Origin of the sequence: Paraconexibacter sp. AEG42_29 (assembly GCF_040581415.1) — a bacterium.
Classification (GTDB): Bacteria; Actinomycetota; Thermoleophilia; order Solirubrobacterales; family Solirubrobacteraceae; genus Paraconexibacter.
In genome coordinates, this window is record NZ_CP114014.1 from 4,146,197 (window position 1) to 4,159,191 (window position 12,995).

Here is a 12,995-nt window from a genome sequence, read left to right on the forward strand (position 1 = left end):
GCCGAACGCCGGCGCCAGCAGGCCGCGCTCCTTCGCGGCGCGATCGGACAGCGGTCAGGGCGGCGTGAGCTTCGACGCGTCGCGCACCGCGCGGACGAAGACCGGCGTCGCGCGGACCGGCGCGGCCTTCGGACCGGTGATCGCGGTCAGGCGGTAGAGCGCGGGCTTCTTCAGCGGCACCCCAGCGGCGAACCGCGTTCCGGTGACCGCCGCCCGCACCTCCCCGGCCCCCACCCAGCGCCCACCGGCCTCCTGCCGCTCGACGAGGACGCGGACCACGCCGGAGGGCCCGACCGTGCCGGTCATCGCGACCTTCTTCCCGGCCAGGACCCGCGAGCGCTCGCCCGGGGCGGTGACCGCGACCGTCCGCACCAGCCCGACGCTGACCGGCGCCGACCGCGCCCGCCCGGCGTTCCCCGGCGCCAACTGCGCGACCGCGCGCAGCGGCGACGCCCGCTTCCACGTGACTCGGGACTCGTAGCGGCCGTCCGCCCCGCTCGTCGCGACCGCCACGCGGACCCACGTGCCGGCGGACGTCTGCTTCTGCACGCTGATGGCGATTCCGGCGGCCGGCGTCCCGTCGCCGTGCGTCACGGCACCGTTGAGGACCGCGTCCTGCCCGTAGGCGACGGCGGGCTCGGCGGCGACCAGGGTCGCGACGCCCACGGGCGCCACCGGGACCCCCGGCGTGGCGGCGGCCACCCGGGCGCGCAGGTCGTCGAGCTGGTCGTAGAGGGCGTCGCCGGGGCAGGCGGTCTTGCAGCCGTCCCGGTGCCCGCAGACGCGCGGCAGCGTCACCGTCTGTCCGTACGGGTAGCGGTTCTCGCTGCCGCCCCCGGAGATCAGCGGCACCGTCCCCACCGCCGGGACGCCGTGCAGCCCGAGCTTCCACGCGATGAGACGGGTCAGCGCGGCCATGCCGGCCGCCGGGAACGGCGTCGCGGCGAAGTCGCCGATCGTCGCCATCCCGGTCGACTGGCTGTTCCAGCCGCCGGCCTGCGCACCGATGACGGCACGGTCGATGCCGCCCGCGCGGCCCTCGAAGATCTGCCCGTAGCGGTCGACCAGGAAGTTGTAGCCGATGTCGTTCCAGCCGTTCGAGTCGCGGTGGTACTTGGCGATCGCCAGGACGATCCGGGCGCTGTCCTCGGGCGCGTAGGTGTTCGCCGACACGGTGTGGTGGACGAACGCCACGCTGATCGCGCCGTAGCTCGGGGACGCCCGGGGCGGGACCGCACCGGCCCCCCACGCGGCGCGCGGGACGATCGGCGGGGCGCCGGCCTGGCGGGTGACGGCCGTCGCAGCGCGGACGCCCGCACGCCGGGCGGGGCTCGACACCGCCGCCGCCGGCGCCGTGATCAGCTGCAGCCGGCCGCCGCGGACCGCGCGGCGGGCGCGCAGCTGCAGCTCGTCGGCGCCGCCGGCCCAGACCGGGTCGGACGCCGCCTGCGCCCGCGGGTGGTCGGGGGCGTGGTCGGCACCGGAGCCGAGCGGGACCCACGGGCTCCAGCGTCCGCCTGTCCGGCGCACCCGCAGCTCGGCGGCGGTACCGCGCAGGTCCGCCCCGCGCAGGCCGACCAGGTCGAAGGCCTCCGGTGCACGGACCACGACACCGGCCCGGCCACCCCCGGGAACCGCTCCGCGCGGCAGCGCGAGCCCCGCGGTCCGCACCCGCGCGGCCGCCGCCGACCCGGGCGCCGGGACGCCGACGAGCAGGCCCAGACCGCCGGTGGCGCCCAGCGCAAGGACGCGACGCCGGGTCAGGCCGCGGGCGAAACCGTCCATGTCACCGCTCCGGTCCATCGTCGCAAGGACCCGTTTCGGCGCCCAGGGTTGCGGACCCTGCCCCCTGCAACCCGCCACCCAGCCACGCGGCTGGACCGATGGTCGAGTGCCGGCGCGCACATTCCTGCGCAGCCGAGGCGTGTGAACGCCAGTTTGCGGCCCGCGGGTCGTTGACGTCCGCATGCACCTGTTCTCCCGTGCCGCGCGCGTCACGGCCCTGTCCGCGCTCGCCGCCCTCGCCTCCGTCGCCCCGGCCGGGGCCGCGGAGCGCTTCAGCCCGCTCCCGGCCGAGCGCCTCAGCGTCAGCGCGCCCGGGACGACCGCCGGCTCGTGCCGGACGCTGGCCACGCCCGGGGCGGCCGGCGTCTGGCAGCGGCGCTACGCCGCTCCGGCGGAGGGCTTCGGCGACTTCCGCCTGACCGGCGGCCGGCGCGGGGACTGGGACCTTGCGCTGTTCGACGCGGCCAGCGGCAAGGCCGTCGACTTGAGCCTGGGCTTCGGGGCCGACGAGGTCACGCAGGCGTGGATGCGCAGCGGCGGCGCCCTCGTCCTGCAGGCCTGCCGCCGGACCGGAGCGCCGCGGTCCGTGACGGGGACCATCGCCTTCGGCCTCGCGGCCTGGCCGGCCGCCCCGGCGGCGCTGAAGTACGTGCGGATCCCGCTCACCGACACGCGCCGGCAGGTGCCGCTGCTGCTGGCCCTGGGCGTCGACGTGGAGGAGAACGTCTACAAGGACCACGCCTTCGCGACGGTCGGGTCGACCCTCCTGGACCGGCTCGAGCAGGCCGGATTCGCGGCGGAGGTCGTGAACCAGGACGTGCTCGCGGCCGACCGCCGACTGATCGCCAAGGACGCCGCGCGGGCGCGCAGCAACCGCCGCGCGAACCTGCGGGCCGACGCACCGGGGGTCCCGTCCGGCCGCACGACGTACCGCATCTACGCCGACTACCAGAGCGACCTCAAGAAGCTCGCCGCGGACCACCCGGGCCTCGTCCGCGGCTTCACGATGCCGGTCAAGACGTTCCAGGGCCGCGACCAGGTCGGCGTCGAGATCTCGGCCGGCGTCGAGCGGACCGACGACCAGAAGCCGGTCTCGCTGATCCTCGGCGTCCACCACGCACGCGAGTGGCCCGCCGGCGAGATGCCGCTCGAGTACGCCTACTACCTGGCCGGGCAGTACGGCAAGGACGCACGCGTCACCAAGCTGCTCGACACGACCCGCGTCTTCGTCGTCCCGATCGTGAATCCGGACGGCTTCATCGCCTCCCGCGACGCGATCGACCCGGCCGACCTGCTCGGCGACCCGAACATCGCGGGTCTCTCGCCGAGCCTCGTCGAGAGCGTCGGCGCCGGCGGCTCGCTCGCCTACCGACGCAAGAACTGCAACGGCACGATCCCGTCGCCCAGCGTCCCGTGCGACCTGCAGCTCGGCGTCGACCCCAACCGCAACTACGGGTTCAACTGGGGCGGCCCGGGCGCGAGCACGAGCCCGAACTCGCAGTCCTACCGCGGCACCGGTCAGTGGTCGGAGAAGGAGACGCAGTCGGTCCACGAGTTCTCGCAGGTGCACAACGTCACGACGCTCGTGACCACCCACACGTTCGGCTCGCTGGTGCTGCGTCCCCCGGGGCTGAGCGTCGACGGCCTGGCGCCCGACGAGGCCCGGCTCAAGGTCCTCGGCGACCAGATGGCCGCCGACACGGGGTACGCCTCGCAGTACAGCTACCAGCTGTACGACACGTCCGGGACGACCGAGGACTGGAACTACGGCGCGGCCGGGACCTACGGCTACACGATCGAGCTCGGTCCCCCGTCCGACGACGACGGCAACTTCCACGTCGCCTACCAGCGCGGCGTCATCGACCAGTGGAACGGCACCGGCCCGCGGGCGGGACTGGGCATGCGCAACGCCTACCTGACGTCGTCGGAGTACGCGACGTCGACCCAGGACTTCTCCACGCTGGCCGGCAAGGCGCCGGCCGGGCGGACCCTGCGGCTGAAGAAGACGTTCACGACGCTTTCGGCCCCGGTCTGCGCGATCTCGAGCCCGGCCGACCTGGACCCGATCGACATCATCAACGGCGTCACCGGCGGCACCCAGAACCCGACCACGTGCGCGAACCCCGGTCCGCGCCAGTCGCAGGCCGACAAGCTCGAGTACACGACGAAGGTCGACTCCTCCGGGACGTTCGAGTGGCTCGTCACGCCGTCGACCCAGCCGTTCGACTACAAGAAGGGCGAGCGGCAGGCGTGGACGCTCACGTGCGAGGACGCCTCCGGGAAGGTGTTCCAGACGCGCGAGATCAAGATCTGGCGCGGTGAGCGGGCGAACCTGGTCCTGCCCTGCGGCAACGCCGCCGCGCTGCCGACGACCGTGACCGCCGACGGCAGGCGGGACACGGCAGCGCCGCAGTCGCGCTTCGTCCGCTCCAAGCTCCGCGCCACGCGGAAGGGCGTCTTCCTCAACGGCACCGCCAAGGACGTCGCGCCGAAGGGCCTGAAGCCGGCGCTGAAGGGCGTCACGGTCGCGCTGGCGAAGGTCGTCAGCGCCAACCGGTGCCGGTTCGCCACCACCAAGGGGACGTTCGGGCCGGTCGTCGACTGCGTGCGCACGAAGTACATCCCGGCGACGGGGACGACGAAGTGGAGCTTCGCCTTCAACCATGCGATCGGCAAGGGGAACTACTTCGCATGGGTCCGCGGCGTCGATCGGGCGGGGAACATCGAGCGCAAGGCGCGGACGCGCAACCTCATCAAGTTCACGGTCAAGTGAGGGGCGTCCGGATGCCGCGCACCACCACCCGGGTCACCGCCGCGCTCGTCGCTCTCACGGCACTCGGCGGCGCCGTCGCGAGCGCTGCCCAGGCCGCGCCAGCGCGCAGCGGCAAGGTCGCGATCGGGTCCCCGTACGCCTGGGACGGCGCGTCGATCAGCGGTCTCGGCGTCGGCAGCGAGACGGCGTGCCTGGCGCCGGGCTCCTGCGACGAGACGCTCGTCGACGTCGCCGCCGGCCAGGTGACGATCAGCATCGGCAGCGCCAGCCAGGGCGCCGTGGACCTGGACCTCTACGTCTACGCGTCGGACGCGAGCGGCAAGGTCGGCGACCAGGTCGCCTCGCAGGCGGACGGCGACTCGGACGAGTCCGTGACGTTCCTCGCGGGCAGCGCCGGGCCGTACCTCGTCCGGGTGGTCGGCGCGACCGCGCTGATGGGCACCTACAAGGGCACCGCATCGGTCGAGAAGGGCGTGGCGGCCGTCACGCCGACCGGGGCGACGGTCGCATCCACGGGGCCGAACGCACCGGGCGCAGCAGCCCCGCCCGCGCCGACCGTGATCTTCACCGACCCCGACCCGTCCACCGGCACCCCCGGCAGCGGGACGGCCGGTGGCGGCACGAGCGCCGGGACGGACGTCCCCGGGGTCAACGACGCGCCGTTCGCACGGGTCAAGGCGCCGCCGAGCCGCGGCACCCGCGTGCTGTCCGGCACCGCGGCCGACCCCGATGGCAAGATCGCGCGGGTCCGCGTCGCCGTCGTCCGGCTGGCCGCGAAGCAGGGCGGCCGGTGCACGCAGCTGGCGTCCGTCAAGCCGTCGTTCGCGAAGCTCGCGAGCTGCACGAAGCCGACGATCTTCCTCACCGCGAACGGCCACGTGATCTGGTCGGTGCGGCTGAAGGCGGCGCTGCCGAAGGGCCGCTACGTGGCCTACGCGCGGGCGACCGACACGGCCGGGCTCACCCAGTCCGGCTTCAAGGGGACGAGCAGGCGCGCCTTCACCGTGCGCTAGGAGGTTCCTGGTCCCGGTCAGGCGAGCGGCGCGGCCGTGGCCGCGGTCGTTCAGGCGAGGGCGGCGGGAATGACCTGCACGGCCGCCGCCTGCTCGCGGGCGCAGTCCTCGGCCAGCCAGCTCTCACCGTAGGACCGCATGCTGTCGACGATCGGCAGCAGCGCCTGGCCCTTGTCGGTCAGCGCGTACTCGACCCGCGGGGGCACCTCGGCGAACGTGCGGCGCTCGACGATGCCCTCCTCCTCGAGGGCGCGCAGGCGCAGCGACAGCGTCCGCGGGCTGATGCCGTTCAGCGAACGCTCGAGCTCGCAGAAGCGGGACGTCCCGGCGGCGAGATCGCGGATGAGCAGCAGCGTCCACTTGCCACAGACGATGTCTGCGGTGCGACAGACGGGACAGCTGTCATCAACGGCCATGCCTCCACTTTACCAAGTGAAGTGCTGCACCGGGACTGCGATCAGCGCAGGACGCTCGCCGCGGACCCGACCGCTTCCGAGCGCTGCGTCTCCGCCTGCGCGAGGTCGTCCATCGTCGTGCCCTTACGGCCGTCGGCCCCCACGAGCAGCTTGAAGTCGTGCGGGCTCGTGGCGGCGGCGAGCGCCTCCTCCATCGTGATGCGCCCCGCCTTCAGGTGCCCGAAGAGCGCCTGGTCGAAGGTCTGCATCCCGTAGTACTCGCCCTCGGAGATGACCTCGTTGAGCTTCCCGGTCTGCTGCGGGTCCATGATCATGTCGCGGACGCGGCCGGTCATCCGCAGCACCTCGCAGACGGCGACCCGGCCGTGGCCGGACGCGCTGCGCACGAGCCGCTGGGAGATCGCGCCCTTCAGCGTGCCGGCGAGCATCGCCCGGACCTGCTGGTGCATGTGCGGCGGGAAGAAGTCGATGAGGCGGTTCACGGTCTCGGCGGCGTCGACGGTGTGGACCGTCGAGAAGACGAGGTGGCCGGTCTCAGCGGCGCTGAGGGCGGTGTGGACCGTCTCCTCGTCGCGCATCTCGCCGATCAGGATGACGTCCGGGTCCTGGCGCAGGACACGGCGCAGGGCCTGCTTGAAGGACGCGGTGTCCTGGCCGATCTCGCGCTGGTTGATGGCCGAGCGCTTGTCGGCGTGGAGGAACTCGATGGGGTCCTCGATCGTCACGACGTGCTTCGCCATCGTCGTGTTGATGTGGTCGATCATCGCGGCGAGCGTCGTCGACTTGCCCGAGCCGGTCGTCCCGGTGAGGAGGACGATGCCGCGCTCCTCCTCGGCGAGCGTGCGGATGACGGGCGGGAGCATGAGCTCGTCGATCGTCCGGATCGAGACCGGGATCGCGCGGCAGACGAGCGACGCCGAGCCGCGCTGCCGGAAGGCGTTCACGCGGAAGCGGGCGACGCCGGGGATGGCGTAGGAGAAGTCGATCTCGCCGTTCTCGCGCCACTCCTGCAGGCGGGCCTCGTCGCGCAGCAGCTGCGGGACGACCGCCTCGGTGTCGGCGCTGTCGAGGGTCGGCAGGCCCTCGATCGGGCGCAGCTCGCCGTCGACGCGGATCAGCGGCGGGGACGGCACCTTCAGGTGCAGGTCCGATCCCCCTTCGGCGACGAGGTGGCGGAGGGCGGCGTCGACATCGAGCATGCAGACTGTTTCGGCCATCGCCGTCAGATCTTGAGGCGGCGGCGCGCCGCGGTGGACAAGCGCGCCGAGTCGTAGCTGACGCGCACCTCCGTGCGTCAGCTGGCATTCGGTGGTGGTGGCGGCGCCGGGAGGACGCCCGGGAACGACGAAGGGGCCCTTCCGGGCCCCTCCTCGTACAACCTGGTGCGGCCGGCGCCTGGCTAGGCGACGTCGCGCAGCTTCTGCGCCTCGGCCAACGACTGGAGCTTCTTCAGGGACTGGTTCTCGATCTGGCGGATGCGCTCGCGCGTCACGTTGAACGTGCGGCCGACCTCGTCGAGGGTGCGGGGGTGCTCGCCACCGAGGCCGTAACGGAGCTCGAGGACGCGACGCTCGCGGTAGGAGAGGTTCTCCAGCGCCTCGCGCAGGGCCTCCTTGGTGAGGATCTCCGCCGCGCGCTCATAAGGAGACTCGGCGCGTTCGTCGGCGATGAACTGCCCGAACTCGGACTCCTCCTCGTCGCCGACCGGCTTCTCCAGCGAGACCGGGGCCTGCGCGGAGCGCTTGATCGAGTCGACCTCCTCGGGATCGATGCCGGTGACCTCGGCGATCTCCTCCGCGGTGGGCTCGCGACCGAGCTCCGTGACGAGCTTGCGCTCGGCGCGGCCGATCTTGTTCAGCTTCTCGACGACGTGCACCGGGATGCGGATCGTGCGGGCCTTGTCGGCCAGGGCGCGGGCGATCGCCTGGCGAATCCACCAGGTGGCGTACGTGGAGAACTTGAAGCCCTTGCGGTAGTCGAACTTCTCCGCGGCGCGGACCAGGCCGAGCGTCCCCTCCTGGATCAGGTCGAGGAACGGCAGGCCCTGGTTGCGGTAGTTCTTCGCGATCGAGACGACGAGGCGCAGGTTCGACTCGACCATCTTCTGCTTGGCGTCGAGGTCGCCGCGCTCGATGCGCTTGGCGAGGTCGACCTCCTCCTGGGCCGTCAGCAGGCGGACCTTGCCGATGTCCTTCAGGAACAGCTGAAGGGAGTCGGTCGTCATGTCCGGCTTCAGATCCAGCGTGGTCTTCGCCTTGCGGCGGCCGCGCTTGTCCGGCGCGCGCTCGACCGTCTTCGTGGCCGCGGTCGCGGGGTCGATCTCCTCGACGAGCTCGATCTCGGACTTCTCGAGGAAGCCGTGCAGCTCCTCGATGTCCGACTCGTCGAGATCGAGCTCACCGACCGCCTTCGCGATCTCCGCGAAGGTGAGCACGCCGAGCTGGGTGCCTCGGTTGAGGAGGCCCTTGATCTCTTCCAGTTCCTGCAGTTCCACTACTGACATTGGCGTCCGTTTCGTTCGCCGACGCGGAGGCTCCCGCGGCCGGCATGGTGCGATACAGCGAGGACGGTCGAGGCAGACTGGCGCCTGCGTGGCGCCGGGCCCGTCCCGAGCGGACAGCCCATGGTAGTCGCTTCACTTTCCGAAGGCAAAGCTTGCAACGCCCGGTGGCCGACCTCTTCTGGAGCTACTACGGCGCAAGTCCCAGACGGTTTCAGTCCTTTGCGAGATCTTTCGCTGATCCAACTGTCGGTCACTCGCAGGGTGGCCTTGAGTCCCGTCGGCCGGGCCGCTCCCCCGGCGGTCTGGGGCGGCTGCGATGATTGGTCCGTGCCCGCACCGAAGAAGCCCGGATCCGCCGACGACGTCATGGCCGGCCTGCCGCGCTCACGGCCGCAGCGCCGGAGCGCCCGGCGCACGCCGGCGCCGGGGTCGTCGGGGGCCGCCGCCGACACCGCTGCCGCACCCGCAGCGTCCCCCACTCCGGCACCGAAGGCCCCGGTGAAGGCCAAGCCCGCCGCGGCGAAGGCGAAGGCCCCCGCCAAGGCCAAGCCGGCCGCAAAGGCCGTCCCGGCCAAGCCGAAGGCGACCCCGGCGGCCGCCAAGGCCAAGCCGGCGGCGAAGGCCCCGGCCAAGCCCAAGGCGACCCCGACGGCGGCCAAGGCCTCGACGCCGGCCAGGGCGACCCCCGCGGCGAACGCCCCCGCCAAGGCCAAGCCGGCGGCGAAGGCCCCGGCCAAGCCGGCAGCGACCGCGGCGGCGAAGGCCACCGCGAAGCCGAAGGCGACGCCGGCGACCAAGACCCCGGCCAAGCCCACGGCGGCCAAGCCCCGCGCCGCCGCGAAGCCCAAGCCGAAGGTCGCGCCCGTCGCCAAGCCGGTCGCCGCCCCCCGGCCGCTCGACCACCCCGTGCCCGCGGAGATGCCCGGCGCGCCGTTCGCCCCGCCCCCGCCCCGGAGCGAGGAGCCGACCCAGCCCGCACCCGACAAGCCGGCGCCCGAAGGTCAGGACGTCGTCCAGCTCGCGGTGCAGGCGGCGACGGACATCGCCCAGGCGGGCGTCGGCGTGGCCAAGGCCCTGCTGGGCCGCCTTCCGCGCCCCTGACACGCCCGCCGGCGGCGCGAGCGGAAGTCTGTGACCTTCCGCGCATGCCGGTGTAGGATTTCGTACATAGACGCCGAACTCCGACGCCAGCGGGCGCGGAGGCGGGGGACCCAACGCCGTCCGTTTCCCGGACTGCAGGGGCGAATCGACTCCTTGGGGTCGTAGCGCTGATCGTTCTGCGCGAGCCCGTCAGCTCACCCCGTAGGCCATCGAACGAGAGATCCACAGAACCGTGATTCGTCACAGCTTCGCGCGCCTCGGCGCTGTCGTAGCGGCGTGCACCGCGTGCGCCGCCCTTCCGGCGTCCGCTGCGGCCCAGTCCGACGGCGGCCTCGGCTTCGGCTCCTCGACCGAGGCGACCCCCGCGGCAGGGGCCGCCGGGACGCTCGTCGTGCGGACCGCCGTCTACCTGGGCAAGACGCTCCGCGTGGACGGCACGATGGCCCACGGGCTCGCAAACCAGCCCGTGCTGATCCAGCGCCAGGAGAAGAGCGGTGCCTGGTCCCGGGTCGCCACCGCGACCACCACCGCCGGCGGCGCGTTCACGGCCCGCTGGAAGACCGATCACATCGGGCGCTTCCCGATGCGCGCCATCCCCCGGCCGGCGACCGGGACGACCGTCTCCGCCGCCGCGCTGCCCGCGACCGGCGTCACGCCCGTCACCGTCTACCGCGCCCGCACCGCCACGTGGTACGGCCCCGGCTTCTTCGGCAAACGGACCGCCTGCGGCCAGATCCTGCGCAAGAGCACGCTCGGCGTGGCCCATCGGACGCTGCCGTGCGGCACGCAGGTGGCCTTCTACTACAAGGGGCGCACGGTCACGGTGCCCGTCATCGACCGCGGGCCGTTCCGCGACGCGACGATCTGGGACCTCACGCAGGCGGCCGCCCGGGCCATCGACTTCAAGGGCGCGGAGACGGTCGGCGCGCTGCGCCTGCCGAAGGCGACCGCGGTCGCCGCCCCGGCCGGCTGACCCGACAGGCGCTCAGGCGACCGGCACGCCGAGTGCGCGGGCGGTGAAGACGCCCTGATCGCTGTGGTCGAGCAGCCCCTCGACGTCCCGTCCGTCGTCGGGGAAGACCGCGATGCCGATCGACGCGGTCAGCCGGACCCCGTGGTGCACCGGCGCCGCCGCGACGAACGTCGCCGCGACCTGGCCGGCGAACTCGCGACCGGTGTCCGATCCGATCCCAGGGGCGATGAGCCACCAGCGGCCCGGCTGCTCGCGGATCAGCAGCGTCTGCGGGCCGGCGGTGGCAGCGAGCACATGCTCCACCGGCAGAAGCATGGCGACCACCGTGTCGTCCCCCTCGACCGCCACGAGCCGCTCGAGGCCGTCGAGCTCGATCGCCAGGAGGGTCACCGGCCCGGTCGCGTCGGCCAGGGCGGTGCGCAGCGCGCTGACGTGCCCGCCCTCGGGCCCGCTGCCGGAGTGCTCGCCCGCCGGGCGCGCGGTCGTGCTGCCGCCCTGACCGCCCGCCGGAGGACCGGGGAACACGGCGACCGCCGGCGGCGACGGACCCGCCGAGCCTGGCGCGAAGGCCTCGCGCCCGACGGAGTCCCCAGACGCCGGCGGGGCCGCCGGTCCGTGCGCAGCAAGGTCGATGCCCAAGTCACGCGGTGCCGCGTCGGTCGTGGGTACCGTCACCGATGGGGTCGCCCCGAGCGTGCGGGCTGCGACGTGGGCGCACACGTGCGCGAGCCGGTCACCGGTGTCCGCCGCGAGCGCCGCGTCGTCGCCGCTGCGCAGCGCGCGGTGCAGGACGGCCCGCAGCGCGTCGACCGCCGTGACGACGTCCACCGGGCCGACCGCGCCGGCCAGGACACCGGCGCGCGCCGCGAGCGCGGCACGGTCCCCCGACTGCAGGCGAACGAGCGCTGCGTCACCTGCGACGGCCTCGGCGATCGCCGAGCACAGCGCGGGCGCCTCCCGCGCCAGCAGCTCGACGGGCACGGACGCGACGTCCTGCAGCGGGCGGTGGGAGAGCAGCTCGAGCAGCCAGGCCTTGGCCACCGCGACGCCGTCGAGGTCGGGCAGCCCGGCGACCGGGCGCGGAGGGCGTCCGTGGAAGGTGGGTCCCGCAGGCATCGCCGGATGGATAGCACCACCGGTCGCGCGGACCGGGGAACCTCCCCGCATTGCGTCGGCTTGTGGTCGAGAATGCGCAGATGAGCGCCCTTCTCGACGTCCAGACCGCCCGCTCCCGCGTGCTGGCGGCGGTCCGCGTCCTGTCCCCCGAGGACGTCCCGCTGGCCGACTGCCTCGGACGCGTCCTGGCCGCCGACGTCCGCGCCGCCGGCGACAGCCCGCCGTTCACCAACAGCGCGATGGACGGCTTCGCGGTCCGGTCCGGGCCCGCCGGCCGGACCCTGCGCATCGTCGGGGAGTCGCGGGCGGGCGCGCCCGCGGACACCGCCGTCGCAGAGGGCACCGCGGTGCGGATCTCCACCGGGGCGATGCTCCCGGCCGGGGCCGACGCGGTGATCATGGTCGAGCGCACGGTCGAGCCCGGCGACGGCACGGTCCGCGTGGACGCGCCGACGGCACCGTCGCAGAACGTCCGCGGGGCCGGCGAGGACATGCGCGCCGGGACCACGGTCCTGACCGCCGGGATGCCCGTGGACGCGGCGGCGATCGGCATCGCGGCCGGCGCTCACGCTGCCGCGCTGGCCTGCGCCCGTCGTCCCCGGGTCGCGATCCTGTCGACCGGCGACGAGCTGGTCCCGCCCGGCGCGCCGCTGGGTCCCGGCCAGATCCACAACTCGAACGCCCTGACGCTCGCCGCCCTGGCGACGACCGCCGGCGCCGACGTCGTTGCCCGCGTGCACGTGACCGACACCGCGGAGGCCACCCGCGACGCCATCGCCGCCGTGCTGCAGGACGTCGACGTGCTCGTGCTGTCCGGCGGCGTCTCGGTCGGACCGCACGATCACGTCAAGGGCGCGCTGGAGGCCAGCGGCGTGCGCGAGGACTTCTGGCGCGTCGCGCTGCGGCCCGGCAAGCCGACCTGGTTCGGGACGCGCGGCGACGCGCTCGTGTTCGGCCTGCCGGGGAACCCGGTCAGCGCGATGGTGACGTTCCTGCTCTTCGTCCGGCCGGCGCTGCGGGCACTCCAGGGCGCCGACCCCGCGGCCCGGCGGATCGCGGTGGCCCTGCTCGAGGACGTCCCGCGGACCGAGGGCCGGGACGAGCTCGTGCGCGTGACCCTGGCCGACGGCGGCGCGACGCTGACAGGGCCGCAGGGCTCCCACGTCCTGACCTCGATGCGGGGTGCCGACGGGCTGGCGCGCATCCCGGCCGGGACGGGCGACCTCGTCCGGGGGACCGAGGTCGAGGTCGAGCTGCTCTGAGCCCGGCACGCGAGCGCGTTGCTCGCGCACCGAGCGACGGGGACGCGTGCGTC

General features: G+C 73.8%; 10 protein-coding genes and 1 riboswitch. Of the genes, 5 read left to right on the top strand and 5 right to left on the bottom strand.

All coding sequences use genetic code 11. The features are described from left to right. Positions 1–54: 54 nt before the first annotated feature. A complete protein-coding gene (locus tag DSM112329_RS20125) occupies positions 55–1,785 on the bottom strand; it encodes an N-acetylmuramoyl-L-alanine amidase (protein ID WP_354698344.1) in 1,731 nt (576 codons plus the stop codon). 181 nt (positions 1,786–1,966) lie between these two features. On the opposite strand from DSM112329_RS20125, the gene DSM112329_RS20130 reads away from it, so the two are divergent. Both DSM112329_RS20130 and DSM112329_RS20135 read left to right on the top strand, forming a co-directional pair. Continuing rightward, entirely contained in the window at positions 1,967–4,558 is a 2,592-nt protein-coding gene (locus tag DSM112329_RS20130) for a M14 family metallopeptidase (protein ID WP_354698345.1), read from the top strand. Between the two features lie 11 nt (positions 4,559–4,569). Beyond that, complete coding sequence (locus tag DSM112329_RS20135) at positions 4,570–5,571, top strand: PPC domain-containing protein (RefSeq protein ID WP_354698346.1); 1,002 nt, start codon at positions 4,570–4,572, stop codon at positions 5,569–5,571. Between the two features lie 50 nt (positions 5,572–5,621). Here the strand turns inward: DSM112329_RS20135 and DSM112329_RS20140 are convergent, their stop codons facing one another. From DSM112329_RS20140 to DSM112329_RS20150, 3 genes are all read right to left on the bottom strand, one after another. Further along, the gene (locus DSM112329_RS20140) at positions 5,622–5,987 is read right to left on the bottom strand and encodes a helix-turn-helix domain-containing protein (RefSeq protein ID WP_354698347.1); all 366 of its coding nucleotides are present in this window, start codon (positions 5,985–5,987) and stop codon (positions 5,622–5,624) included. Between the two features lie 41 nt (positions 5,988–6,028). Then, positions 6,029–7,204 (bottom strand): type IV pilus twitching motility protein PilT, encoded by a 1,176-nt coding sequence (locus DSM112329_RS20145; RefSeq protein ID WP_354698348.1) that lies wholly within the window; start codon positions 7,202–7,204, stop codon positions 6,029–6,031. A 182-nt stretch (positions 7,205–7,386) separates the two neighbouring features. After that, entirely contained in the window at positions 7,387–8,490 is a 1,104-nt protein-coding gene (locus DSM112329_RS20150) for a sigma-70 family RNA polymerase sigma factor (protein ID WP_354698349.1), read from the bottom strand. A 327-nt stretch (positions 8,491–8,817) separates the two neighbouring features. Between DSM112329_RS20150 and DSM112329_RS20155 the strand changes: the two genes are divergently transcribed. Beyond that, a complete protein-coding gene (locus tag DSM112329_RS20155) occupies positions 8,818–9,591 on the top strand; it encodes a hypothetical protein (protein ID WP_354698350.1) in 774 nt (257 codons plus the stop codon). 61 nt (positions 9,592–9,652) lie between these two features. Further along, positions 9,653–9,814, top strand: a riboswitch (cyclic di-AMP (ydaO/yuaA leader). Between the two features lie 9 nt (positions 9,815–9,823). Then, positions 9,824–10,564 carry a septal ring lytic transglycosylase RlpA family protein gene (locus DSM112329_RS20160; protein WP_354698351.1) on the top strand — a complete coding sequence of 247 codons (741 nt, stop codon included), beginning with the start codon at positions 9,824–9,826 and terminating at the stop codon, positions 10,562–10,564. Positions 10,565–10,576: 12 nt separating this feature from the next. On the opposite strand, the gene DSM112329_RS20165 is transcribed toward DSM112329_RS20160, so the two are convergent. Next, entirely contained in the window at positions 10,577–11,680 is a 1,104-nt protein-coding gene (locus tag DSM112329_RS20165) for a diguanylate cyclase (protein WP_354698352.1), read from the bottom strand. Positions 11,681–11,760: 80 nt separating this feature from the next. On the opposite strand from DSM112329_RS20165, the gene glp reads away from it, so the two are divergent. Continuing rightward, positions 11,761–12,942 carry a gephyrin-like molybdotransferase Glp gene (gene glp / locus DSM112329_RS20170; RefSeq protein WP_354698353.1) on the top strand — a complete coding sequence of 394 codons (1,182 nt, stop codon included), beginning with the start codon at positions 11,761–11,763 and terminating at the stop codon, positions 12,940–12,942. Positions 12,943–12,995 lie beyond the last annotated feature (53 nt).

Coding starts and splice junctions, on each gene's coding strand:
- glp (WP_354698353.1), top strand. CDS start 11,761: ATGAGCGCCCTTCTCGACGTCCAGACCGCCCGCTCCCGCGTGCTGGCG.
- DSM112329_RS20145 (WP_354698348.1), bottom strand. CDS start 7,204: ATGGCCGAAACAGTCTGCATGCTCGATGTCGACGCCGCCCTCCGCCAC.
- DSM112329_RS20130 (WP_354698345.1), top strand. CDS start 1,967: ATGCACCTGTTCTCCCGTGCCGCGCGCGTCACGGCCCTGTCCGCGCTC.
- DSM112329_RS20150 (WP_354698349.1), bottom strand. CDS start 8,490: ATGTCAGTAGTGGAACTGCAGGAACTGGAAGAGATCAAGGGCCTCCTC.
- DSM112329_RS20165 (WP_354698352.1), bottom strand. CDS start 11,680: ATGCCTGCGGGACCCACCTTCCACGGACGCCCTCCGCGCCCGGTCGCC.
- DSM112329_RS20125 (WP_354698344.1), bottom strand. CDS start 1,785: ATGGACGGTTTCGCCCGCGGCCTGACCCGGCGTCGCGTCCTTGCGCTG.
- DSM112329_RS20140 (WP_354698347.1), bottom strand. CDS start 5,987: ATGGCCGTTGATGACAGCTGTCCCGTCTGTCGCACCGCAGACATCGTC.
- DSM112329_RS20135 (WP_354698346.1), top strand. CDS start 4,570: ATGCCGCGCACCACCACCCGGGTCACCGCCGCGCTCGTCGCTCTCACG.